Source organism: Actinomadura bangladeshensis, from assembly GCF_004348335.1.
Lineage (GTDB): Bacteria > Actinomycetota > Actinomycetes > Streptosporangiales > Streptosporangiaceae > Spirillospora > Spirillospora bangladeshensis.
Genome location: NZ_SMJW01000132.1, coordinates 1 through 22,194, shown reverse-complemented (window position 1 = coordinate 22,194; position 22,194 = coordinate 1). Strand labels below are relative to the sequence as shown.

The window sequence follows — 22,194 nt, the reverse complement described above, 5'->3', positions numbered from 1 at the left end:
CCCGCCAGCAGACGCCCCCGCCCACGCAGGAGTCCCCCGAGGCGCCGCCGGACGAAGGGTCGCGCCAGGACAGCCCGATCGACCCCATCACCGACATTGTCGGACACCTCACCTCCCCGCTCCTCGGGGGCCTCGCGGGCCGCTGAGCCGGCCCGCGGCCCCCGCGGCCCGCGGATCCCGGTGGCCGGCACCCAATCGGAGATGGCGAAGTTGTCGGCGTACTGGGCGCGGTTCCCCGGCGCTCCCGAGACAACGAGGCCGCCGTTCCGGCGTCCCCACACGACAGGCGCCTCTGGGCCTCACGGGGCGAAGCCGCCGCCGGGGCCGCTGGGCGCGAAGTCCGGCATCTGCGCGAACGCGCCGAGCATGAAGACAAGACCGACGTCTACCGCCGGCTGGGCCTGACGATGACCTACTACCCTCAGAAACACAAAGTGGAGGCCCGCGTAATTCCGGAGCCCCCACATGTGCGGTCAGTACGTGTCCGAGGGGGGACTTGAACCCCCATGCCCCGTAAAGGGCACTAGCACCTCAAGCTAGCGCGTCTGCCTATTCCGCCACCCGGACCTGAGTCGCAGGCCGCAGCGCGGCTGCGGCGGGCTTCACTCTACCAAAGGAGACGAGTCGCGGCGACGTCGATCGGCGGGCACCATGGGACGGTACGCGAGAGGCGAGGTGATCACTGTGGTTCGGCAGCCGACCGCTGAGGACGAGGTCGTCCGGCTCTGCCAGGAGCTCATCCGGATCGACACCAGCAACCCCGGCGATCATTCGGGGCCGGGGGAGCGGGCGGCGGCGGAGTACGTCGCGGAGAAGCTCGACGAGGTCGGGCTGGAGTCGCGGATCTTCGAGTCGCATCCGGGGCGGGCCAGTCTCGTCGCGCGGATCGAGGGCGAGGATCCGGGACGGGACGCGCTGCTGCTGCACGGGCACCTCGACGTCGTGCCGGCGCGCAGGGAGGACTGGACGCGGGATCCGTTCGGCGGCGAGATCGCGGACGGGTGCGTCTGGGGCCGCGGCGCCGTCGACATGAAGGACATGGACGCGATGATCCTCGCGGTGGTGCGGCAGCGGCTCAGGGAGGGGCGCAAGCCGCCGCGGGACGTCGTCCTCGCGTTCCTGGCCGATGAGGAGGCCGGGGGCAAGTGGGGTGCGCAGTGGCTGGTGGAGGAGCATCCGGAACTGTTCGAGGGGTGCACCGAGGCCGTGGGGGAGGTCGGCGGGTTCAGCCTGACCGTGCCCGGTGACCGGCGCATGTACCTGATCGAGACGGCGGAGAAGGGCATCGCGTGGATGAACCTGACCGCCGCGGGGACGGCCGGGCACGGGTCGATGGTGCATCCCGACAACGCGGTGACGGCGCTCGCGGGGGCCGTTGAGAGGTTGGGGTCGCACGAGTTCCCGGTGCGGCTGACGAAGACGGTGCGGGCGTTCCTGGAGCGGGCCTGCATGGCGTACGGGGTGGAATTCGACCCGGAACATCCCGAAAAGTGCCTTGGGGAGATCGGGCCGCTGGCGCGGATGATCGGGGCGACGCTCCGCAACACGCTCAATCCGACGCGGCTGGACGCCGGGTACAAGACGAATGTGATTCCGCAGAGCGCCACAGCTCAGGTGGACGGACGGTTTCTGCCCGGATATGAGGAGGAGTTCTTCGCGGTCGTGGACGAACTTCTCGGTCCGGACGTCCAGCGCGATTTCGTCCACCACGACCAGGCGCTCGAGACCGACTACGAGGGCGCGCTCGTCGCGGCGATGGAGGCGGCGCTGACCTCGGAGGATCCCGGCGCCCTGCCGGTGCCGTACTGCCTGAGCGGCGGGACGGACGCCAAGTCGTTCGCGCGGCTCGGAATGCGCTGCTTCGGCTTCGCGCCGCTCAGATTGCCCCCAGAGTTGGACTTTTCCGGAATGTTCCATGGGGTCGACGAACGCGTTCCGGTGGACGGGCTGCGCTTCGGCGTCAGAGTCCTCGACAAATTTCTCGACCGCTGCTGAATTTGCCCTCTCCACTGCGCTCCGTGGTGCTACCGTTACCTTTCGTTGAGGACGGTTCGGTCGCAACGGAGGGTGTTCGGTGGCAGGCGGCGCGGCGCAGATTCGGATGGTCCCCGTCCGGCTGCGCCGCGTCGTTGCCGAGCGGGCCGTCCAGCGGCTGCTCGTCCTCGGCGGGCTGCTGATCGCGGGCTGGCTTCTCGGGTGCGCGGCGCACTCCGCGCACGCCGACGAGCTTCCGCCGCCGCCGGCGGCGAGCGTCGTCGCGAAGACCCCCGTGCTGGGGCAGGCGGTCACGGCCGTCCATGAACGTGAGCCGGTGCGCCGGGTGGTGCGGGCCGTCGTGGCGAAAGCGCCGCGAGCGGTGACGCAGGAGCCCGCGACGCCGCCGGCCCGCGACGTGCCGGCCGTACCGGTGGCCGGGCCGCTGGATGCGGCATCCAAGGTCGCGCAGCCTGCCCCGGCATCGCACGTCCATCCGGGGCCCCGGGGCAGCCGGGGTGCGCCCGGTGTTCTCCATGTTTCCCGGACGCGGCCGTCCATCGGTCATGTGACGAGCCACGACGTCCGGCACCCCGCCGTGCCCGCGCCTCAGCAGCACGGCGATCATTCTGCCGCCGGCGGGCTCGCCATCGGCGGCCTCACCGCCGGGTTCCCGAACACCGGCAGCTGGGCTCCGGCCCCGCCGCGCGCCTCGGTCGCGTGCGTCGTCGGCGCGATTCCCCCGGCCGTCCGCACCGCCGCGGACGAGCCGTCCTTCGCGCCCGACTAGCTCCCCTTCACAGGCTCCGGACGCGTGCCCGTGCGGCTCGGGCGCGCCGCTCCGGTCACTTGCCGTGCCCTGGTGCGCGGCACCCCATCCCCCTGAGACCCACGGGACACGTGCGTCTCCCTCAACTCTCCCCGAAACGGAGCATCATGCGAACGCGGGCAAAAGGCACGTCTCGTGCCGCGGTGCTCGCCGCGGGCTTTGTCGCCCTCGGTGTCACCGCCATCCCGTCCAACGCCTTCGCCGGCGTCACGAGCGGCAACGGCGGCGTCCTGAGCGGCAACCAGATCGACGCGCCGATCTCGGTGCCGGTGGACGTGAGCGGCAACGCCGTCGCCGTCCTCGGCACCGGCAACGCCACCTCCCACGGCGGCGTCACGATCCACAAGCGCGGTCAGAGCGGCCAGAAGACCTCGGGCACGCACGGCATCGCGTCCGGCAACCAGGTCAACGCGCCCATCTCGGTGCCGGTGAACGTCTGCGGCAACGCGGTCGGCGTCCTCGGCCACGCCGACGCGGGCTGCACCGGCGGCGCCGAGGTCACCGACCGCGGCACGGGCGGCCGGACCGTCGGCGGCGCGCACGGCGCCATCGCGGGCAACCAGGTCAACGCCCCGATCTCCATCCCGGTGGACGTGTGCGGCAACGCCGTCGCGATCGCCGGGGACGCGGTGGCCGGCTGCGAGGGCGGGTCCGTCGTCAAGCACATCGGGAACACCGGGTCGGGTCAGCAGGCGTCCGGGATCTTCGGGGTCGGCTCCGGCAACCAGGGTGACCTCCCGATCAGCGTGCCCGTGGACCTGTGCGGCAACGCGGTCGGCCACGGGACGGCGTCCTGCGCGGGCGGCGCGTCCGTCCACGACGGCGGCCACGGGACGGACCAGACCACCGGCGGCGCCTTCGGGATCATCGCCGGCGACCAGGTGAACGCCCCGATCAGCGTCCCGGTGACGGTCTGCGGCAACGCGGCGGGCGTGGTCGGCGAGGCGTGGGCGTTCTGCGAGGGCGGCGCCCACGTGCACGGCGGCGGCTCCGGCGGCGACCAGCACGCCTCCGGGACGGGCGGCGTCATCACCGGAACCCAGGGGAACGCGCCGATCTCCATCCCCGTCGAGGTCTGCGGCAACGCCGCCGCGATCGTCGGCACCGCCTCCGGCCTGTGCGAGGACGTCCCCGGTTACGGCGGCTACGGGGGCTACTACCGCACGGCCGGTACCCCGCTGCCGCAGGCCGTCCCCGGGGTGGCGACCGTCCTGCCCGCCACGGACACCGCCCTCCCGCAGAACGCGCTGCCCCAGTTGGACGGCGTCTCCACGGCGGGCGGCCTCGCCCAGGTGGGCGGCCTGACCAACCTCCTGGCGGTGCAGCCGGTGAACGGACGCACCGCCCACGGCGACCTCCCCACCACGGACGGCATCACGTCCGCGACGGACGACGTGGTGGCGAACAACACGCTGCCCGGAAGCGGAGTGCTCTCCACGGCTCAGGGCCTCGCCGCGACGGGTGACCTCACGGGCGGCCTGTCCAGGCCGGCGGGTCTGCCCATGGCCGACCACCGCGCGCAGGCAGGTCTCCCCGGCACCGACGACGTCGTGGCGCCGAACGCGCTCCCTAAGCTGGACGCCACCTCCGTCACGAACAGCCGACGCGTCCCCGCGGACCTGTCCGCCGCGCACGGCATCCTCCCGGTGGGCGCACTGCCCAAGCTGGACGGCGTGTCGGCGGTGAGCGGGCAGCGCGCGAAGGGCGGCCTCCCCGGCACCGACGGGCTGGTTCCGGCGGGGTTGGTGCCTGCGGGGTCGCGGGGTGCGGCTCGGCAGGGTGGGGCGCCCGTTGCGGTTTCGGTGCTCGACACGCGGACGCTGCCGGGTGGTGGCGTCGTGCGGAGGCCGATCGGGCTGCAGGCCGTCGACGCGCTGCGGTCGCCGCGGCACGTGGTCGTGCCCTCCGCGCCGGCGACGGGGCACGAGGCCGTCCCGGGGACGGGTGGGATCGGGCCGGTGCGCAACGTCGCGGCCGAGGAGACCGTCTCGGACGGGGCCGGGTCGCTGTGGGCGTTCGCCGCGAGCGGGGTCCTGGGCGTGCTGGCCGGGGCGCTGACGCTGGCGCGGCGGGTCCGGCCGGACGGGCGCCGCTGAGCGGCGGGGCCCGGTAGATCTTCGCCCGTCCCGGAGGCGCGGTCCGGGGCGGGCGAAGCCGTGCCACGGTACGTCAGCGGGGTGCTACGCTCCGCCCGGGAACCGGTCAGAACGTGCGGACCGCGCGGATGACCTTGCGGCGGAGCTGAATACGGCGGCGGCCGTCCGGGTAGAGGCGCAACCGATCGATTTCCCAGCCGCCGCGTTCCGCGTGCTCGGTCAGGATCTGCCGGGCGGTATCACGCGTGGTACCGCGGGGCAGTGACAGGACGAGGTAGGTGTACTCCGCCATTGAGACCATTATTACTTGGTCTACCGTGCGTACGGCACCCTTCGGTGGCGTCCCGGTCCGCGCGGCGCCCGGCGGCATGTCATCCTGTCTGGGGCGCGGGGCGGTGAGATTCCCGTCTTCCGTGGGGCGGCGCGATGGTCGAGGTGTGCGCGGGCATGAACGCGCCGTCCTGCGACGTTGTACGAAGCCGGTAAGAAAGAGCCTGTGTAAGAGGATCGAGACAGCGAGGTTGGAGCGACTGTGCCAGCCAAGAACGGCACCGCGAAGGGCAACGGCGCGGGTACGCGCCTGGTGATCGTCGAGTCGCCCGCGAAGGCGAAGACGATCGCGGGGTACCTGGGCCGCGGCTACGTCGTGGAGTCCAGTATCGGCCACATCCGGGACCTCCCGGGAAGCGCCTCCGAGGTGCCGGCCAAGTACAAGGGCGAGCCGTGGGCGAAGCTCGGCGTGAACGTGGAGCGCGAGTTCGAGCCGCTCTACGTGGTCAACACCGACAAGCGCCAGCAGGTGCAGAAGCTCAAGAAGCTGCTCGCCGAGGCCGACGAGCTCTACCTGGCGACGGACGAGGACCGGGAGGGCGAGGCGATCGCCTGGCACCTCCAGGAGGTCCTGAAGCCGAAGGTCCCCGTGCACCGGATGGTCTTCAACGAGATCACCAAGGACGCGATCCAGCGCGCCGCCGCGAATCCGCGCGAGCTGAACATGCCGCTGGTGAACGCGCAGGAGACGCGCCGCGTCCTCGACCGCCTCTACGGGTACGAGGTCAGCCCCGTCCTGTGGAAGAAGGTCATGCCGAAGCTGTCGGCGGGCCGCGTCCAGTCGGTGGCGACGCGGCTGGTCGTCGAGCGGGAGCGGGAGCGGATCGCGTTCGTCCCCGCCCACTACTGGGACATCGCGGGCCAGTTCGACACCGGTAAGGACGAAGAGCCCAAGGTCTTCAAGGCCGGGCTGGTCAGCGTGGACGGCAAGCGCGTCGCGCAGGGCCGCGACTTCGCCTCCGACGGCACCCTGAAGACCAGGGACGCGCTCCACCTGGACGAGGACGCGGCGCGGGCCCTGGCCGAGCGGCTTCGCGACCGCCCGTACGAGGTCAAGTCCGTCGAGCAGAAGCCGTACACGCGGCGCCCGTACCCTCCCTTTCGGACGACGACCCTCCAGCAGGAGGCCAGCCGCAAGCTGAACTTCTCCGCGAAGTACACGATGTCGGTCGCGCAGAAGCTGTACGAGAACGGCTTCATCACCTACATGCGCACCGACTCGATCACGCTGTCGGAGACGGCGATCACGGCGGCGCGCCGGCAGGCGGCGGCGCTGTTCGGGGGCCAGTACGTCCCGGACAAGCCGCGCGTCTACGCGTCCAAGGTCAAGAACGCGCAGGAGGCGCACGAGGCGATCCGCCCGGCGGGCGACACCTTCCGCACCCCGGCGGAGACGGGCCTCAGCGGCGACCAGTTCCGGCTGTACGAGCTGATCTGGAAGCGGACGATCGCGTCCCAGATGAAGGACGCGCTGGGCCAGTCGGTGTCGATCCGGGTGACCGGGACGTCGACGCGGAACGAGCGGGCCGAGTTCGGCGCGACCGGTAAGACGATCACGTTCTACGGGTTCCTGAAGGCGTACGTGGAGAGCGCCGACGACCCGTCCACCGACCGGGACGACCAGGAGCGGCGGCTGCCGAACCTGGCCGAGGGCGACCCGCTGACCGCGGCCGCGGTGGACGCCGAGGGCCACTCGACCCGCCCGCCGGCCCGCTACACCGAGGCCAGCCTGGTCAAGGAGTTGGAGGAGCGGGAGATCGGGCGGCCGTCGACGTACGCCTCGATCATCGGGACGATCCTGGCCCGCGAGTACGTGTTCAAGAAGGGCACGGCGCTCGTCCCGTCGTTCCTGGCGTTCGCCGTGGTGAACCTGCTGGAACAGCACTTCGGCAACCTGGTCGACTACGACTTCACCGCCCACATGGAGGACGGTCTCGACGAGATCGCCCGCGGCGACGCCGAGCGCGTCCCCTGGCTGAACCGGTTCTACTTCGGTGACAACGGGGAAGAGGGGCTGAAAGAGCTCGTCGGCGACATCAGCGACATCGACGCCAAGGGCATCAGCTCGTTCCCGATCAAGGGCACCGACATCGTGGTGCGGGTCGGGCGGTACGGCTCCTACCTCGACCGCGACGGCGAGCGCGTCAACATCCCCGACGACATCGCGCCGGACGAGCTGACCGCCGAGAAGGCGGAGGAGCTGCTCGCGCAGCCGTCCGGCGACCGGGAGCTCGGCACCGATCCGGCGACCGGGCACGTGATCGTCGCGAAGTCGGGCCGGTTCGGGCCCTACGTCACCGAGATCCTGCCCGAGGCGCCGCCGCCCGCCGAGGGGAAGAAGCGGACGAAGAAGGCCGACACCCCCAAGCCGCGCACCGGTTCGCTGTTCAAGTCGATGTCGCTCGACACGGTCACGCTGGACGACGCGCTGAAGCTGCTGTCGCTGCCGCGCACGCTCGGCGAGCTGGACGGCGAGCCCGTGACCGCGCAGAACGGCCGGTTCGGCCCCTACATCAAGCGGGGCACCGACAGCCGTTCGCTCGGCTCCGAGGACGAGCTGTTCACGGTCACGCTGGAGCAGGCGAAGGAGCTGTTCGCGCAGCCGAAGCAGCGCGGCCGCCGGGCCGCGGCCGCCGCGCCGCTGCGCGAGCTGGGCAAGGACCCGGCGAGCGAGAAGCCGGTGGTGGTGAAGGAGGGCCGGTTCGGCCCGTACGTCACCGACGGTGAGACGAACGCGAGCCTGCGCAAGGGCGACGAGGTCGAGTCGATCACGATCCAGCGGGCCGCGGAACTGCTCGCCGAGCGCCGCGAGAAGGTGGCCGCGGGCGGCGGCAAGAAGAAGACGACGCCCCGCCGCCGAACCTCCGCGAAGTCCGGTTCCTAGGGACATCTAGGCCGATACCCTGACCGACATGACCAGAACGGGCGCACCCCGGCCGCACCCCGCAGCGTCACAGCCGCCGGGCGTTTCGTCACCCTCGTCGGCTCCGCCGAGCGGGCCTTTCCGGCGGCTGCGGAGCGCGCTGTCGCTGGCCGGCCTCGCGCAGTGGCTCAGTGTCCCCGCGCTGACCGCGATGGCCGCGATGCTGACCCGCGACGACGACGTGTCCACACGGTTGCAGGCGGTCGGCGGCACGCTGGCGCTGATGCTGCTGCCGGCGGTGCTGCTCGCCCCGCTGGCCGGGCCGCTCGCCGGGCGCGTCGACCGCCGCCTCATGCTGATGATCGCGGACGTGCTGCGGCTGGTGATCGTCGTCACGGTGCCGCTCGTGGACCTGCTCGCCTGGACGCTCGCGGCCGCGTTCCTGGTCTCCTGCCTGAGCCTGCTCTGGGCGGCGGCGGCGCGCTCGTCGCTGCGCGCCCTGCTCCCGGACGAGGAGCCGCGCGCCGCCCGCACCGCGTCCCGCGCGGTCTTCGGCCCGGCCCCGGCCGCCGCCGTGCTGTTCGCGGTCCTCGCCCTGATCGCCGACGGGATGCTCGGCCGCGGCTCCCGCGCCGACCTCGCCCTCTACGTGACGGCCGGGATCTTCGCCCTGTCGACCGCCGCCGTCGCGATGATCCGGGAGATCCCGGTCACGGCGATGGCGCCGGTGCCGGCCCCGCTGAAGCTGCTGTTCCAGGGCCCGGGGACGGCCGCCGCGCGCGGCACCGGCCTCGCGATCGCCGCGGTGTCGCTCACGGCGGGCGCGGTCGTCGCCGTCGCCCGCGTCCACACCGGCGTGCTCGGGGGCGGCGACGCGGGCTACGGCACCGTCCTCGCCGGGCTGGCGTTCGGGCTCGGCTTCGGGATGTTCCTCGGGCCGCGCGCCCTCGTCCCGTTCAGCCGCCGCCGGCTCCTCGGGCTCGCCGTGGTCGCCGCAGCGCTGGCGCTGGTCGTGCTGGCCCTCGTCCAAAACCTGGTCGTCGTCGTGTTCATGACGGCGTTCCTCGGCGTGTTCGCGGGGGCCGCCTGGTCGACGGCCACCGCCGCGGTGACCGACCCGGACGCGCCCGAGGACGCCCGCCCGGTCGCCTACCTGCGCTCCGTCGCGCTCGTCACCGCGTTCGTCGCGCTGATCGCCGTCCCGCTGGTCGCCGGGGCGCTCGGCGCGCACCGGATCGAGCTGGGCGGCGGCGTCTACGACGTCGCCGGGTCCGGCGCGGCGCTGCTGATCGCGGCGGTCGTGGCGCTGGTGTGCGGGCTGCCCGCGTACCGGCGGCTGGACGACCGGCGCGGCATCCCGCTCGTCCCCGACCTGTGCGCCGCCCTGCACGGCGAGGTCTACACCCCGCCGCAGGCCGCCGCGGAGGCGGCGCAGCAGCCCGTCCACCGGGAGCGCGGCGTGTTCATCGCGTTCGAGGGCGGCGAGGGCGCGGGCAAGACCACCCAGGCGCGGCTCGCCGCGATCTGGCTCCGCGACCACGGCTACGACGTCGTCACCACGCACGAGCCCGGCGCCACCAAGATCGGCATGCGGCTGCGGGCGATGCTGCTCGACCGCGACACGACCGGGCTGTCCGACCGCGCCGAGACGCTGCTGTACGCCGCCGACCGCGCCGACCACATCGCCAACGTGATCCGCCCGGCGATGGAGCGGGGCGCGATCGTCGTCAGCGACCGGTACGTCGACTCGTCCCTCGCCTACCAGGGGTTCGGGCGGCAGCAGCCGGTCGAGGACATCGCCCGCGTCAACGCCTGGGCGACCGGCGGCCTCGTCCCGGACCTCACCGTCCTGCTGGAGATCCCGCCGGAGGCCGGGCTGCGCCGGCTGCCCGCCCCCGCCGACCGGATCGAGTCCGAGCCGCAGGACTTCCACGAGCGCGTCCGCGCCGGGTTCCGCGCCCTCGCCGAGGCCGACCCGGACCGCTACCTGATCCTGGACGCGAGCCGCCCGCAGGGCGAGCTGAGCCGGGAGATCCAGTACCGCATCCGCGAGATCCTGCCCGACCCCGTCCCGGCCGGCACCGAGGACGCGACGAGCACCTTCCCTGCCATCCGCGACTTCTGATCCGCGTAGCCTCTATCCCATGAGCGTGTGGGACGACCTGGTCGGGCAGGGGCCCGTTGTCGAGCAGTTGTCGTCGGCCGCCGAGGGGACGAGCGGCCTGGCGCACGCGTGGCTGTTCACCGGGCCTCCCGGCGCCGGACGGTCCGCGGCGGCGCGGGCGTTCGCGGCTGCGCTGCAGTGCGCGGAGACGCCGCGCGGATGCGGGCACTGCGCGTCCTGCCACCAGATCCTCCAGGGCACGCACGCCGACGTGGAGGTCATCCGCCCGCAGGGCCTGTCGTACGGGGTCAAGGAGGCGCGGGCGCTGGTACTGCGGGCGGCGTCGGCGCCGACCGGCGGACGCTGGCAGATCGTCCTGTTCGAGGACGCCGACCGCGCCACCGAGGGTGCGGCGAACGCGCTGCTGAAGGCGATCGAGGAGCCGCCCGCCCGGACGGTGTGGCTGCTGTGCACGCCGTCCCCGGACGACCTGCTCGTGACGATCAGGTCGCGGTGCCGCCTGGTGACCCTGCGCACGCCGCCCATCGACGCGGTCGCCGAGGTCCTCGCCCTGCGCGACGGGGTGGACCGCGAGACCGCGGACGTCGTCGCGCGGGCCGCGCAGGGGCACATCAGCCGGGCGCGCCGGCTGGCGACCGACGCGCAGGCGCGGCGGCGGCGCGCCGAGGTGCTGGCGGTGCCGCGCCGGCTGACGGCGGTGAGCCCGGCCGTGGCCGCGGCGGAGTCGCTGGTCGCGGCGGCGAAGGCGGAGGCGAAGGCGCAGACGGAGGAGCTGAACGAGGCGGAGACGTCCGCGCTGCGGCAGGCGCTGGGGGAGAGCGCGAAGGGCCGGATGCCGCGCGGCACGGCCGGTGCGCTCAAGGAGCTGGAGGCCAGGCAGAAGTCACGCGCGACCCGGCTGGAGCGCGATTCGCTCGACCGGACGCTGCTCGATCTCGCGTCCTATTACCGGGACGTGCTGACGCTGCAACTGGGGGCGGGCACGGAGCTGGTCAACGTCGACCTGGGGCCGGAGCTGCGGACGGCGGCGCAGAACGGCCGTCCCGAGGACACGCTCCGGCGGCTCGACGCGATCATGGCGTGCCGGGAGCGGCTGGCGGCGAACGTCAACCCGCTGCTGGCCGTGGAGTCGCTCACGCTCGCGCTCCGCACCGGCTGATGGGCGCTTACAAGAGATCTATCCTTTCGTTACATAACCGTACGCAACTCTCAACTGCCGCACGCGTACCTTCGCCTGGTTTACCCCCACATCCCGGGCTAGCTCCCCCACGGCCAGGAGGTCAGCTTTGCGGCGAGCCTTGATTTCCGCCGCGTGCGCCGTCGCCACCATGGCGGCGCTCGCGGTCCCAGCGTCAGCGGAACCGAAACCAGCGCAGGCGAAGGGTGAAGTGTCGGAGTACGTGGTCCTCTACAAGGAGCGCGTGCCCCTCGGCTGGGCCCACCGCGCGGTCCGCGAGGCCGGCGGCAAGATCGTCCACGAGAACCGCGACGTGGGCGTCGCGACCGTCCGCTCGGACAACCCCGAGTTCATCCACGCGGTGATGAAGGAGCGGGCGCTGGAGGGCGTCGCGCACAACCGGGTCATCGGCGAGGCGCCGAAGACCAAGAAGAAGAAGGCCGCGAAGGTCGAGCGGATGACCGGCGCCAAGAGCACGGTGTCGCTCAAGGGCGCCCCGTCCAAGAACGAGGAGCCGCTCGCCGACCTGCAGTGGGACATGAAGCAGATCCACGCGACGGCGAACGGCTCGTACAAGAAGGAGCCGGGCGACAAGCGCGTGCTGGTCGGCGTCCTCGACACCGGTGTGGACGGCAACCACCCGGACATCAAGCCGAACTTCAACCGCAAGCTCAGCCGGAACTTCACCCACGACATCCCGACGGACGCCAACGGCAACGAGGTCGACGGCCCCTGCGAGTTCACGTCCTGCGTCGACCCCGTCGACTGGGACGACAACGACCACGGCACGCACGTCGCGTCCACCATCGCCTCGCCCCGCAACGGGCTCGGCATGGCGGGCGTCGCGCCGAACGTCTCGATCGTCAACCTGCGCGTCGGCCAGGACTCCGGCTACTTCTTCCTGCAGCCGACCGTGGACGGCCTGACCTACGCGGCCAAGAACGGCATCGACGTCGTCAACATGAGCTACTACGTCGACCCGTGGCTGTGGAACTGCGGCGACAACCCGGCCGACAGCCCCGAGGACCAGCTCGAGCAGCGCACCATCATCAAGGCGACGCAGCGCGCGCTGGACTTCGCGCACGACCGCGGCGTCACGCTGATCTCCGCGGCCGGCAACGACTTCGTCGACTACACCAAGACGAACACCGACGACAGCAGCCCCGACTTCCCGTCCACGCCGGGTGAGGCGCCGCACGACCGGACGGTCCCGGCGAGCTGCGTGTCGATGCCGTCCGAGGGCGAGCACGTCATCCCGATCTCGGCGACCGGCCCGTCCACCCGCAAGTCGTACTACAGCAGCTTCGGCAACGGGTACGTCGCGGTGGCGGCGCCCGGCGGCGACAAGGTCGACACCGCGGACCAGCGGCCGGACGACAAGGCCGGCATCTGGGCCGCCTACCCCGAGCGGCTCGCGAAGGCCCGCGGCGAGCTGAACGCCGACGGGACGCCGAACGTGCCGTACATCATCCGCAGCTGCAAGGGCGACGACTGCGCCTACTACCAGTCGATCCAGGGCACGTCGATGGCGTCGCCGCACGCGGTCGGCGTCGCCGCGCTGATCGTCAGCAAGTACGGGCACCGGGACCGCCAGGGCGGTCTCACCCTCAGCCCGGACTACGTGGAGCGCGTGCTGCGCAGCACGGCGACCGCCAAGGAATGCCCGAGCCCGCGGACCTTCGAGTACGTCTGGTACACCTCGACGGGCAAGCACACCTCGACGCAGACCTGTGAGGGCACGAAGGAGCAGAACGGCTTCTTCGGGAACGGCATCGTCGACGCGCTGAACGCGGTCGGCCACCGCTGATCCCGCCGCTCGACCCACCCCAGGGCGCGACCCCCGGCTCCGGCCGGGGGTCGTGTTCTTTCTCCGGAAGTTTCCGCGCCGGAAGCAACCGGAGCGGCGCGGCGGCGTCTCTGGGACATGGAAACTGAAACGGTGCTCGCCGAACGGGGCGGCCCGGCGGACGGGACGCCCGGCGACGCGACCGCCGCGGTCACCGACCTCTACCGGGGGCACGCGCTCGGGCTGACGCGCCTCGCCCTGGTGATGGTCGGCGACCGCGGGACGGCCGAGGACGTCGTCCAGGAGGCGTTCGCCGGCCTGTACCGCCGCTGGCCCCGGCTGCGCGACCGCGAGCGCGCGCTGACGTACGTCCGCTCGGCCGTGCTGAACGGGTCGCGGACGGCGCTGCGGCGCCGCCGGAGGCCGTTCCGGACCGTCCACGAGGCGCCCGTCTGGTCGGCCGAGGCGGCGGCGATGGTCGGGGAGGACCGGCGCGAGGTCATGGAGGCGCTGCACCGCCTCCCGGCCCGGCAGCGGGAGGCGCTGGTGCTGCGCTACTTCTGCGACCTGTCCGCCGAGGAGATCGCCGACGCCATGGGGATCAGCCCCGGCACCGTCAAGTCGACCACGTCCCGGGCGATCGCCGCGCTGGGCCGGATTCTGGGGAGCGGGGAATGAACGCCACCGAAGAGCGTCTCAGGAACGCGCTGAAGACCGTCGGCGACACCATCGGCCCCGCGGACGTGCCGGAGCCGATGTTCACCGCGCGGCGCCGCCGGGTTTCGCGCCCGATGCTGACGGTGGCCGCCGCGGCCGCCGCCGGTGCCGTCGTCGTGAGCGGAGCGGTGCTCGGCGGCGCCTTCCCGTCGGGCGATGCGGCCCGCCCGCTGGCCCCGCCCTCCGCCCCGCCGTCTCCGTCCGGCTCCACGCTGCCGAAGATCTCGGTGTTCCTCTGCTTGAAGACGTCCGCGAACCGGTCCTGCAACGGCCGGGATGTGACCGCGCCGCAGAAGCTGGTGACCCGGCAGCGACTGGAGGCGCTCCCGTCAGTCCGTGCCGTCGTGCTGGAGGACAAGGGAGAGGTGCGTCAGCGCCTCGAGAAGCGGTTCAGGGATTCGCCGTGGATCGACAAGATGCTCAAGAACGGCGACATTCCGGAGACGTTCAGGGTGACCCTCGCGCCGGGATCGGACGGCAGGGACGTGCTGAGGGCCGTGCTGGGCACCCCCGGCGTGGACACCGTCATCGTTGAAGGGCGCTGACCTCGGGCATGATGGGGCCATGTCGTACCGCGTCACGTTCGTCTGCACGGGCAACATCTGCCGCTCCCCGATGGCCGAATGGGTCCTGCGCCACCACGTCGAGGAGGAGGGGCTGGAGGTCGAGGTCGACAGCTCCGGCACCGGCGGCTGGCACGCGGGCGACGACGCCGACGAGCGGACGATCGCGGCGCTGCGGCGGGCCGGCTACCGGTCGGCGCACATCGCGCGGCAGTTCGACCCGTCCTGGTTCGGCCGGTACGACCTGATCCTGGCGCTGGACGAGGGGCACCTGCGGGCGCTGCGCTCGATGGCGCCGGACGAGGAGGCGCGCGGCAGGATCAGGCTGCTGCGCGAGTTCGACCCGGACGCCGGCGGCGACCTCGACGTCCCCGACCCGTACTACGGCGGGCGCGCCGACTTCGACCTCGTCCTGGAGCAGGTGGAGGCGGCGATGCCCGGTCTCCTGGAGGAGATCCGCGCCGGGCTCAAGGAGCGCTGAGTGCGCGACCGGCTGGCGGAGCTCCTCGGGACCGGGGTCGCGAGCGTGCGCGACCTCGGTTCCAGCCATGCCTGGACGCTGCACAGGGCGTCCCTGGCCGACGGCCGCGAGGTGTTCGTCAAGGCGGCCGCCGGCCAGGCCGGGGTGTTCGCCGCCGAGGCCGCGGGCCTGCGCTGGCTGGGCGAGGCGGGGCCGGGGGCGCCCGTCCCGGACGTGCTCGCCGCCGACGACGGCATGCTCGTGCTGCCGTGGCTGCCGCCGTCCGCCCCGACCGCGGACGCGGCCGAACGGCTCGGCCGCGAACTGGCCGCCCTGCACACCGGCGACCGCCCGGACGCCTACGGCGCGCCCTGGGACGGCTTCATCGCCGACCTCCCGCTCGACAACACGCCGGACGACCGCGGCTGGCCGCGGTGGTACGCCGAACGCCGCCTCGAACCGTTCCTCCGCCTCGGCGCCCGGCACCTGGAGTCCGGCGACGTCCGCCTGGTCGAGCGCGTCATGGCCGGCATCGAGGACCTCGCCGGGCCGCCGGAGCCGCCGTCCCGGATCCACGGCGACCTGTGGTCGGGCAACGTCCAGTGGACGGACGGCCGGGCCCTCCTCATCGATCCGGCCGCCCACGGCGGGCACCGCGAGACGGACCTGGCCATGATGGCCCTCTTCGGGACTCCGCACCTCGAAACCGTCCTGGCCGCCTACGACGACGCGGCGCCCCTGGCGGACGGCTGGCGGTCCCGCGTCCCGCTGCACCAGCTTCATCCGCTCCTCGTGCACGTGGCCCTGTTCGGCGCCTCCTACCGGGCGTCCCTGGTCGCCGCCGCCCGCGCCGTCCTCGGCTGACGCCCTCCCCGAAGGCGCGCGCGGCCCCTACGATGAGCCCGCGGCTCGCGGCTTCGCTTCGATGCGATAACTCCGCATTTCTGGGCGTCTGCGGCGCCGTACATGAGGTAGAAACGACGGAGCGTTGGAGAGGCAGGTGCGCGGCGAACCCATGGCAGACGGCAGGCGCGAGGACCCGGGGACCCGGCTCGGCTCATGGAAGGGCCTGATCCCGCTCACCGTGGCCGCGGCCGCGGCGCTGTGCATCGGCGGCGGCGTCGACATGGTGCACCGCGACCAGCGGGGCGGGGACGACGAGCACGAGGCGAAGCCGGCCGCGAAGGCGGAGCAGACCGACCCCCGGTTCGTCGTCGGGGTCACCGCCGGGGGCGCGGCGCTGGTCGTCCGCGACGTCCACACCGGTGCCGACGTCGGGCTGCCGGTGGCCCCGCCCGAGGGGCGCCGCTTCCAGCGCGTCGCCGCCGTGAAGGACGACGGCTCGTACATCGTCGCGTCCTACGGCGACGGCAAGGTCACCTTCCAGCGCCTCCAGTTGGACGACGACGGGAGCCCGCAAGACCTGAAGGACATCCCGGAGGCCGCCGTCCCCGGTGCCTCCACGGCCTGGTCGGACATCGCCGTCACCGAGGACCACATCGCCTACGTCACCTACGCGGGCAAGCGCAGCCGGGTGGACGTCCTGACCCTCAGCTCAGGCGCCCGCAAGACGTGGACGACGAAATCCCCCGGCCGTGTCGACAGCCTCTCGTGGTCCGGTGCCACCCTCTCCTTCGTCTGGACGCCGGTCGGCTCGGCCGAACACCAGCTGCGCACCATCGACACCAACGGCGCCGCAGGCGACCTCAAGCTCAGCAAGGCCGTCATGACGCTGCCCAAGGGCGGCTCGCACGCCGTCCTGACGCGCAATGGCGAGCAGGCAGTGGTCGGCACGGTCGCCAAGACCCAGCTGACCGTCCAGACCTTCGCGCTCACGGGCGAGCCCGCGAAGATCCTGTGGCGTCAGAAGGTGACGGGTCCGCTCACCGGTCTCGACCTCGCCCACACCGGCGGCGGCGTCCTGGCGACCGCGGGGGACCTCTACACGAAGGACGTCCCGGCCGTCCCCGGAAAGGACCTCGCCGACGCCACCTGGTAGCGGACGTGCCACCGCGACTAACGTGGAGCACACGAAACCGGGCGAACGGAGCGAAACCGTGGGCATGGTGATGGCCGTCAGCTTCACTCGTTACGGTCGGCTCTACTACCTCGACCCGGGCCCGCACACCCCGAAGGTCGGCGACAAGGTCCTCGTCCCGACCGACTCGGGCCCCGAGGTCGCCGAGTGCGTGTGGGCGCCGCAGTGGGTGTCGGAGGACATCGACGGCCTCCCCGAATGCGCCGGCCCCGCCACCGACGAGCACCTCGCCCGCGACGAGGCCAACCGGCGCCGCCGCGCCGAGGGCCGCTCCATCGCCAAGCGCCTCATCCGCAGGCACGAGCTCCCCATGAAGGTCATCGGCGTCGACTTCCTCGACGCCGACAACGTCTTCAAGATCTACTTCACCGCCCCGCACCGGGTCGACTTCCGCGCCCTCGTCCGCGACCTGGCCCGCGGCATCAAGGCCCGCGTCGAACTCCGCCAGGTCGGCCCCCGCGACGAGGCCCGCCTCCAGGGCGGCATCGGCCCCTGCGGCCGCGACCTGTGCTGCGCCACCTTCCTCAAGGACTTCGAGCCCGTCTCCGTCCGCATGGCGAAGGAGCAGGACCTCCCCGTCAACCCCCTCCGCATCGCCGGCGCCTGCGGCCGCCTCATGTGCTGCCTCAAGTACGAGCACCCGCTCTACATGGAGTTCAAGGAGAAGGCCCCGCGCCTCGGCTCGCGCGTGAGCACCCCCGAGGGCGAGGGCCAGGTGATCGGCTACAACGTCCCCGGCGACCGCGTGACGGTCAAGGTGGGCTCCCGCCGCTGCTCCTGCCCCTCCGCCTCCGTCTGCTCCCCCCGCCAGCAGCACGACGCCATGTACAACCCCGAGGACAGTTGAGGTCAGGGGCGGAGGGCGGCGGATTTGCGGGCGGTTTTCACGGCGGCGGTCAGGTCGGCTATGTCGTAGGCGCCCATGTGGCGGCGGCCGTTGACGAAGAACGTCGGGGTGCCGGAGACGCTGCTCAGGTCGGCGGAGTCGACGTCCTCGGCGATGCGGTCGGTGCCGAGGCCGGTGCGCAGGTCCGCGCGGAACCGGTCGACGTCGAGGCCCAGTTCGCCTGCGTAGCGGACGAGGTCCTTCGGCTGTAGCGCGTCCTGGCGTTCGAGGAGCAGGTCGTGCATCTCCCAGAAGGCGCCCTGCTCGGCGGCGGCCTCGGCGGCCTGCGCCGCCATCTGCGCCTGCGGGTGGACGTCGGTCAGCGGAAGGTGCCGCCACACGTACCGGACGTCCCCGTGCCCGGCGAGCAGTTCCCGGATGACGTCCTCGGCCTGCCCGCAGTAGGGGCATTCGAAGTCGCCGTACTCGACCACGGTCACCGGCGCGCGGGCCGGGCCGCGGACGTGGTCGCGCTCGGGGTCGACAGGTGCGGCCAGGTCGATGATGGTCTCCGACGTCCCGAGCAGGGCGCGCAGCCTCGTCTTCGGGGGCAGCAGCCCGGTCAGCCGGACGACGACCCAGGTGACGATCGTGGCGCACAGCGCGGCGGACAGGATGCCGATCTTCGCCTCTTCGAGCCGCGGGCCGGTGAAGGTGAGGGTCGCGATCAGCAGCGCCACCGTGAAGCCGATCCCGGCGATCGTGCCGCCGCCGCCGACCGCGGCCCAGCCGACCGGCGGGCGCAGCCGTCCCCGGCTGAACTTCGTCACCAGCCAGGAGGCGCCGAGCAGCCCGATCGGCTTGCCGACGACGTAGCCGACCAGGATGCCGAGCGTGACCGGTGAGGCGAACGCGCGGCCGAGGACGCCGCCGCTGATGGTGATCCCGGCGTTGGCGAGCGCGAACAGCGGGACGATCACGTAGCTCGTCCACGGGTGGATCACCAGCTGCAGCCGCTCGTTCGGCGAGATCGCCGCGGCGACTCCCGTCTGCGCCGAGCGCGCGTACTCGGGTGTGGGCTGCTCCCGGAAGAGGCGGAAGACCTCCGTGGCGCGTTCCAGGTCGGTGCGCGCGGCGGGATGCGCGTACGTCAGCAGCCCCATCGCCAGCCCGATGACGATCGGTTCCACGCCGGACGACTCCAGCGCACCCCATGTGGCCACGCCCAGGATCAGGTAGACGCCGAACTGCCGGATGCCGGCGGCGCGGATCAGCACGATCACCGCGAAGATCGCGAGGGCCGCCAGCAGCGCGGGCGGCGAGACGTCCTCGCTGTAGAAGACGCCGATCACCGCGAGCGCGACGACGTCGTCCACGACGGTGGCGGTGAGCAGGTAGACGCGGAGCCGCGACGGGAAGTTGCGGCCGACCAGCGCGAGCACGCCCAGCGCGAACGCCGTGTCGGTCGACATCGCGATGCCCCAGCCGTGCGCGGTGGACCGCCCCGCGTTGAACGCCAGGTAGACGGCGATCGGGATCATCATCCCGCCGAGACCGGCGGCGAGCGGCAGCGCGACCCGCCGCCGGTCGCGCAGCTCGCCCATGTCGTACTCGCGGCGCGCCTCCAGCCCGACCACGAAGAAGAAGATCGTCATCAGGCCGCCGTTGACCCAGTCGCGCAGGTCCCGCGTGATGCCCGCATCGCCGACCCGGATCGACGCCTTCGTCCCCCACATCCCCTCGTAGGAGGACGCGTCGATGTTCGCCCAGGCGAGCGCGGCGAGCGTCGCGGCCAGCAGGAACACGGCGCCGCCGGTCTCGGTGCGCAGGAACTCCCGCAGCGGCGTCCGCAGGCTCCGCGCCCACGCCGTCCGCCCGGCGAACGGTCCGGCCTCGTCCCGGCTTTCGGTCATCCTGGAATCCTCACCCGCTCCGGTTCCCGTCCGTCCCAATGGGATGGTCCGGAGAACCCCGGCGGGGTCATGGTGATTCCGGGACCCCCTCCCACCTGTGCTGTTCGTGAATGTGACGGACGTCCCCCGCGCAACCTCGGCACCTTCGTCCTCTTGCCGGAGCGCGCCGTCCTACGCACCATTCCGGGGAGTCACCGTCCTGGGCTCCCACAGGAGGTACGTGGGGCCAACGGCGCCCGCTGCACGCTCCGAGGGGACGATCACCGGCCTGGCCATGACGAACATCTGCGCCGAACCCGGCGACACCCCGGGCTCACCGTACTTCTCGGGCACCACCGCGATCGGTCTCGGGATCGGCGGCTCCGGTAACTGCGTCAGCGGCGGCACGTCCTTCTTCCAGCCGGGTCACCGAAGCGCCCGGCACCCCTTGGCCCGGCGCCGTGATCACCGTACATTCGGCGCAACGGAGGTGATCGGGATGGAACCCGGTGAGGTCTACGAGGTCCGCTACGGCCCGACGGTGAAGAACACGCTTCTGCTGGTCGGCTCCGTGGTCCTGATGCTCGGCTGCCTCCTGCCGGAGGTCCCCCTCCACATCCGTGTCCTCGGCGTCCTGCTGTTCGGCGCCGGAAGCGTGGTCTTCCTCGCCATGACGTTCTCGCGCCAGGTCGCCTTCCGCGTCGACGCCGAGGGCATCATGGTGGCCGGCGGTCCCTTCCGGTACCGGGCGTCGCTGCTGTCCGTCCCGTGGGCGGACGTGAAGGCCGTCGTCCTGTGGAAGCAGCAGGCCGCGCAGAACATCCCGTATGTGGGCGTCCTCCGGCACGAGGACCGCCCTGCCGACAAGCCGGTCGGCAAGGCGGGCCGCCTCCTTTACGGGGTGGTGGCCGGCCACGTCCCCGCCGAGGTCGCCAAGGCGAGCCGCCAGGTGAACGGCTGGCGCCTCGACCGCGACCGGCTGGCCGCCGCAGTGGAGCACTTCGCCCCGGACACCCCGATCATCGACCTCGGCTGAGTCAGCGCCGCGGAAGGGCCTGCGCCAGGGCGGCCGTGGCGGCGCAGAAGGCCATCACGGGAAGCAGGGACGCCTCGAAGGCGTCCGAGACGCCGCCCGCGGCCCCGTAGAAGACGATGCCGACCAGCGCGACGCCGAGCGCGTTGCCGACCTGCTGCGCCGTGGACAGGACGCCCGCGGCCGACCCGGCGTGCCGCTCGTCCACCCCGGACAGGACGAGCGCGGACAGCGGAGCCAGCACGAACCCCATGCCCGCGCCGACGAGCGCCAGACCCGGGATCAGCCAGGCGATGCCGTCTCCCAATGCGGTGGTCAGCAGCAGGCAGCCGGTCGCCTGCACGGCGGCGCCGAGCGCGAGGACCTGCCGTCCGATGCGCGCCGCGATGGCCGTGGCGCGGGTGGAGGCGGCGAAGTATCCGGCACCGAGCGCGGCGAACAGCAGGCCCGACTCCAGTGCGCTGAGTCCGCGCCCCTGCTGCAGGTAGAGGGCGAGGTACAGGAAGAAGGACGCCATGGCCAGCGTGTAGAGGAGGGCGAGGCCGCTGCCGACCCGGAACGAGCGCCCCCGGAACAGGCCGGGCGCCACCAGCGGCGCACCGCCGCGCCGGTCGAGGCGCTGCTGGTACGCCGCGAACACCGCCAGCAGGACGGCCGACGCGGCGAGCGACGCCCACGTCCAGGCGGGCCAGCCCAGCCGGCGCCCCTCGATCAGCGGCAGGACGAGCGCGACGAGACCGAGCGTGACCAGGACGGTCCCGGTGACGTCCAGCCGCGTGCCCGTACCGCGCGCCTGCACCGGGACCGTCCGGCGGACCAGCGCCAGCGTCACCAGCCCGACCGGCACGTTGATCAGGAAGATGCTGCGCCACCCGCTGCCGAACACATCGGCCTCGATCAGCGCACCGCCGATGAGCTGCCCGAACACGCCGCCGAGCCCGAGCGCCAGCCCGTAGGCGGTGAACGCCCGTGCCCGCCGCTCCCCGGTGAACGCGCCGTTGATGATCCCGAGTACCTGCGGCATCAGCAGCGCCGCCGCGACCCCCTGCACGACCCTGGCCGCGATCAGCGATCCGGGCGACGGGGCGACTCCGCACGCCAGGGACGCGGCGGTGAACACCGCCAGCCCGAGCGCGTACATCCGGCGGCGTCCGAACAGGTCGCCGAGCCGTCCGCCGGTGATGAGCCCGCCGCCGAGCGCCAGCCCGAACCCGGCCACCACCCACTGGACCGCGGTGACGCCCGCGTGCAGTTCGGCCTGAATGTCGGGAATCGCCACATTGACGATGAAGAAGTCGAGCGTCGTGATGAAGATGCCGGTGAGCAGCACCAGCAGCGTCCCCGTGGTCGCGCCGCGCGGACGCGCGGCCTCGCGCGCACCGGCGGCCGGAATCGCGGTATGCGACATGGTTCCCCCAGATCGTCGTCAGCCCCACGACGATCTCCCGCCCCCGCCGCCGAAGGCGATAACGCCCGAGGTAATAC

The 22,194-nt window shown here is 72.6% G+C and carries 17 protein-coding genes and 1 tRNA gene; 14 read left to right on the top strand and 4 right to left on the bottom strand.

What is annotated here, in order from left to right; translation table 11 throughout:
• Positions 1-481: 481 nt before the first annotated feature.
• Positions 482-567, bottom strand: a tRNA-Leu gene (locus tag E1284_RS23905).
• Between the two features lie 108 nt (positions 568-675).
• On the opposite strand from E1284_RS23905, the gene E1284_RS23900 reads away from it, so the two are divergent.
• The 3 genes from E1284_RS23900 (at position 676) to E1284_RS23890 (ending at position 4,899) form a co-directional block, all read left to right on the top strand.
• Positions 676-1,995, top strand: coding sequence for a M20/M25/M40 family metallo-hydrolase (locus E1284_RS23900; RefSeq protein WP_243714708.1), 1,320 nt, complete (start codon positions 676-678; stop codon positions 1,993-1,995).
• A gap of 79 nt (positions 1,996-2,074) precedes the next feature.
• Positions 2,075-2,764: a hypothetical protein gene (locus tag E1284_RS23895; RefSeq protein WP_131942364.1), complete on the top strand. Its 690-nt coding sequence runs from the start codon at positions 2,075-2,077 to the stop codon at positions 2,762-2,764.
• Positions 2,765-2,910: 146 nt separating this feature from the next.
• On the top strand, positions 2,911-4,899 hold the full coding sequence (locus E1284_RS23890) for a chaplin family protein (protein WP_131942363.1): 1,989 nt from the start codon (positions 2,911-2,913) through the stop codon (positions 4,897-4,899).
• Positions 4,900-5,005: 106 nt separating this feature from the next.
• Here E1284_RS23890 and E1284_RS23885 read toward each other — a convergent pair whose 3' ends face one another.
• Complete coding sequence (locus E1284_RS23885) at positions 5,006-5,191, bottom strand: DUF5703 family protein (RefSeq protein WP_021596264.1); 186 nt, start codon at positions 5,189-5,191, stop codon at positions 5,006-5,008.
• 240 nt (positions 5,192-5,431) lie between these two features.
• Between E1284_RS23885 and topA the strand changes: the two genes are divergently transcribed.
• The 10 genes from topA (at position 5,432) to E1284_RS23835 (ending at position 17,805) form a co-directional block, all read left to right on the top strand.
• Complete coding sequence (gene topA, locus E1284_RS23880) at positions 5,432-8,113, top strand: type I DNA topoisomerase (RefSeq protein ID WP_165965405.1); 2,682 nt, start codon at positions 5,432-5,434, stop codon at positions 8,111-8,113.
• Positions 8,114-8,141: 28 nt separating this feature from the next.
• Positions 8,142-10,217 (top strand): dTMP kinase, encoded by a 2,076-nt coding sequence (tmk, locus tag E1284_RS23875; RefSeq protein WP_131942362.1) that lies wholly within the window; start codon positions 8,142-8,144, stop codon positions 10,215-10,217.
• Between the two features lie 19 nt (positions 10,218-10,236).
• On the top strand, positions 10,237-11,376 hold the full coding sequence (locus E1284_RS23870) for a DNA polymerase III subunit delta' (protein ID WP_131942361.1): 1,140 nt from the start codon (positions 10,237-10,239) through the stop codon (positions 11,374-11,376).
• 229 nt (positions 11,377-11,605) lie between these two features.
• Positions 11,606-13,201, top strand: coding sequence for a S8 family peptidase (locus tag E1284_RS23865; RefSeq protein WP_243714707.1), 1,596 nt, complete (start codon positions 11,606-11,608; stop codon positions 13,199-13,201).
• 117 nt (positions 13,202-13,318) lie between these two features.
• Positions 13,319-13,858 carry a SigE family RNA polymerase sigma factor gene (locus E1284_RS23860; protein WP_131942359.1) on the top strand — a complete coding sequence of 180 codons (540 nt, stop codon included), beginning with the start codon at positions 13,319-13,321 and terminating at the stop codon, positions 13,856-13,858.
• A complete protein-coding gene (locus tag E1284_RS23855; protein WP_131942358.1) occupies positions 13,855-14,442 on the top strand; it encodes a permease-like cell division protein FtsX in 588 nt (195 codons plus the stop codon). Before E1284_RS23860 ends, E1284_RS23855 begins: the two co-directional genes overlap by 4 nt.
• Positions 14,443-14,461: 19 nt before the next feature.
• Complete coding sequence (locus tag E1284_RS23850) at positions 14,462-14,941, top strand: low molecular weight protein-tyrosine-phosphatase (protein ID WP_131942357.1); 480 nt, start codon at positions 14,462-14,464, stop codon at positions 14,939-14,941.
• Entirely contained in the window at positions 14,942-15,784 is an 843-nt protein-coding gene (locus E1284_RS23845; protein WP_243714706.1) for a fructosamine kinase family protein, read from the top strand. It begins immediately after the preceding gene.
• 151 nt (positions 15,785-15,935) lie between these two features.
• Complete coding sequence (locus tag E1284_RS23840) at positions 15,936-16,919, top strand: hypothetical protein (protein ID WP_131942356.1); 984 nt, start codon at positions 15,936-15,938, stop codon at positions 16,917-16,919.
• Positions 16,920-16,983: 64 nt separating this feature from the next.
• Positions 16,984-17,805 (top strand): PSP1 domain-containing protein, encoded by an 822-nt coding sequence (locus E1284_RS23835; RefSeq protein WP_131942367.1) that lies wholly within the window; start codon positions 16,984-16,986, stop codon positions 17,803-17,805.
• Positions 17,806-17,807: 2 nt separating this feature from the next.
• Here E1284_RS23835 and nhaA read toward each other — a convergent pair whose 3' ends face one another.
• Positions 17,808-19,697: a Na+/H+ antiporter NhaA gene (nhaA, locus tag E1284_RS23830; RefSeq protein WP_131942355.1), complete on the bottom strand. Its 1,890-nt coding sequence runs from the start codon at positions 19,695-19,697 to the stop codon at positions 17,808-17,810.
• Between the two features lie 478 nt (positions 19,698-20,175).
• Between nhaA and E1284_RS41720 the strand changes: the two genes are divergently transcribed.
• Positions 20,176-20,712, top strand: coding sequence for a hypothetical protein (locus E1284_RS41720; protein ID WP_165965403.1), 537 nt, complete (start codon positions 20,176-20,178; stop codon positions 20,710-20,712).
• A gap of 1 nt (position 20,713) precedes the next feature.
• On the opposite strand, the gene E1284_RS23820 is transcribed toward E1284_RS41720, so the two are convergent.
• Entirely contained in the window at positions 20,714-22,117 is a 1,404-nt protein-coding gene (locus E1284_RS23820; RefSeq protein WP_165965404.1) for an MFS transporter, read from the bottom strand.
• Positions 22,118-22,194 lie beyond the last annotated feature (77 nt).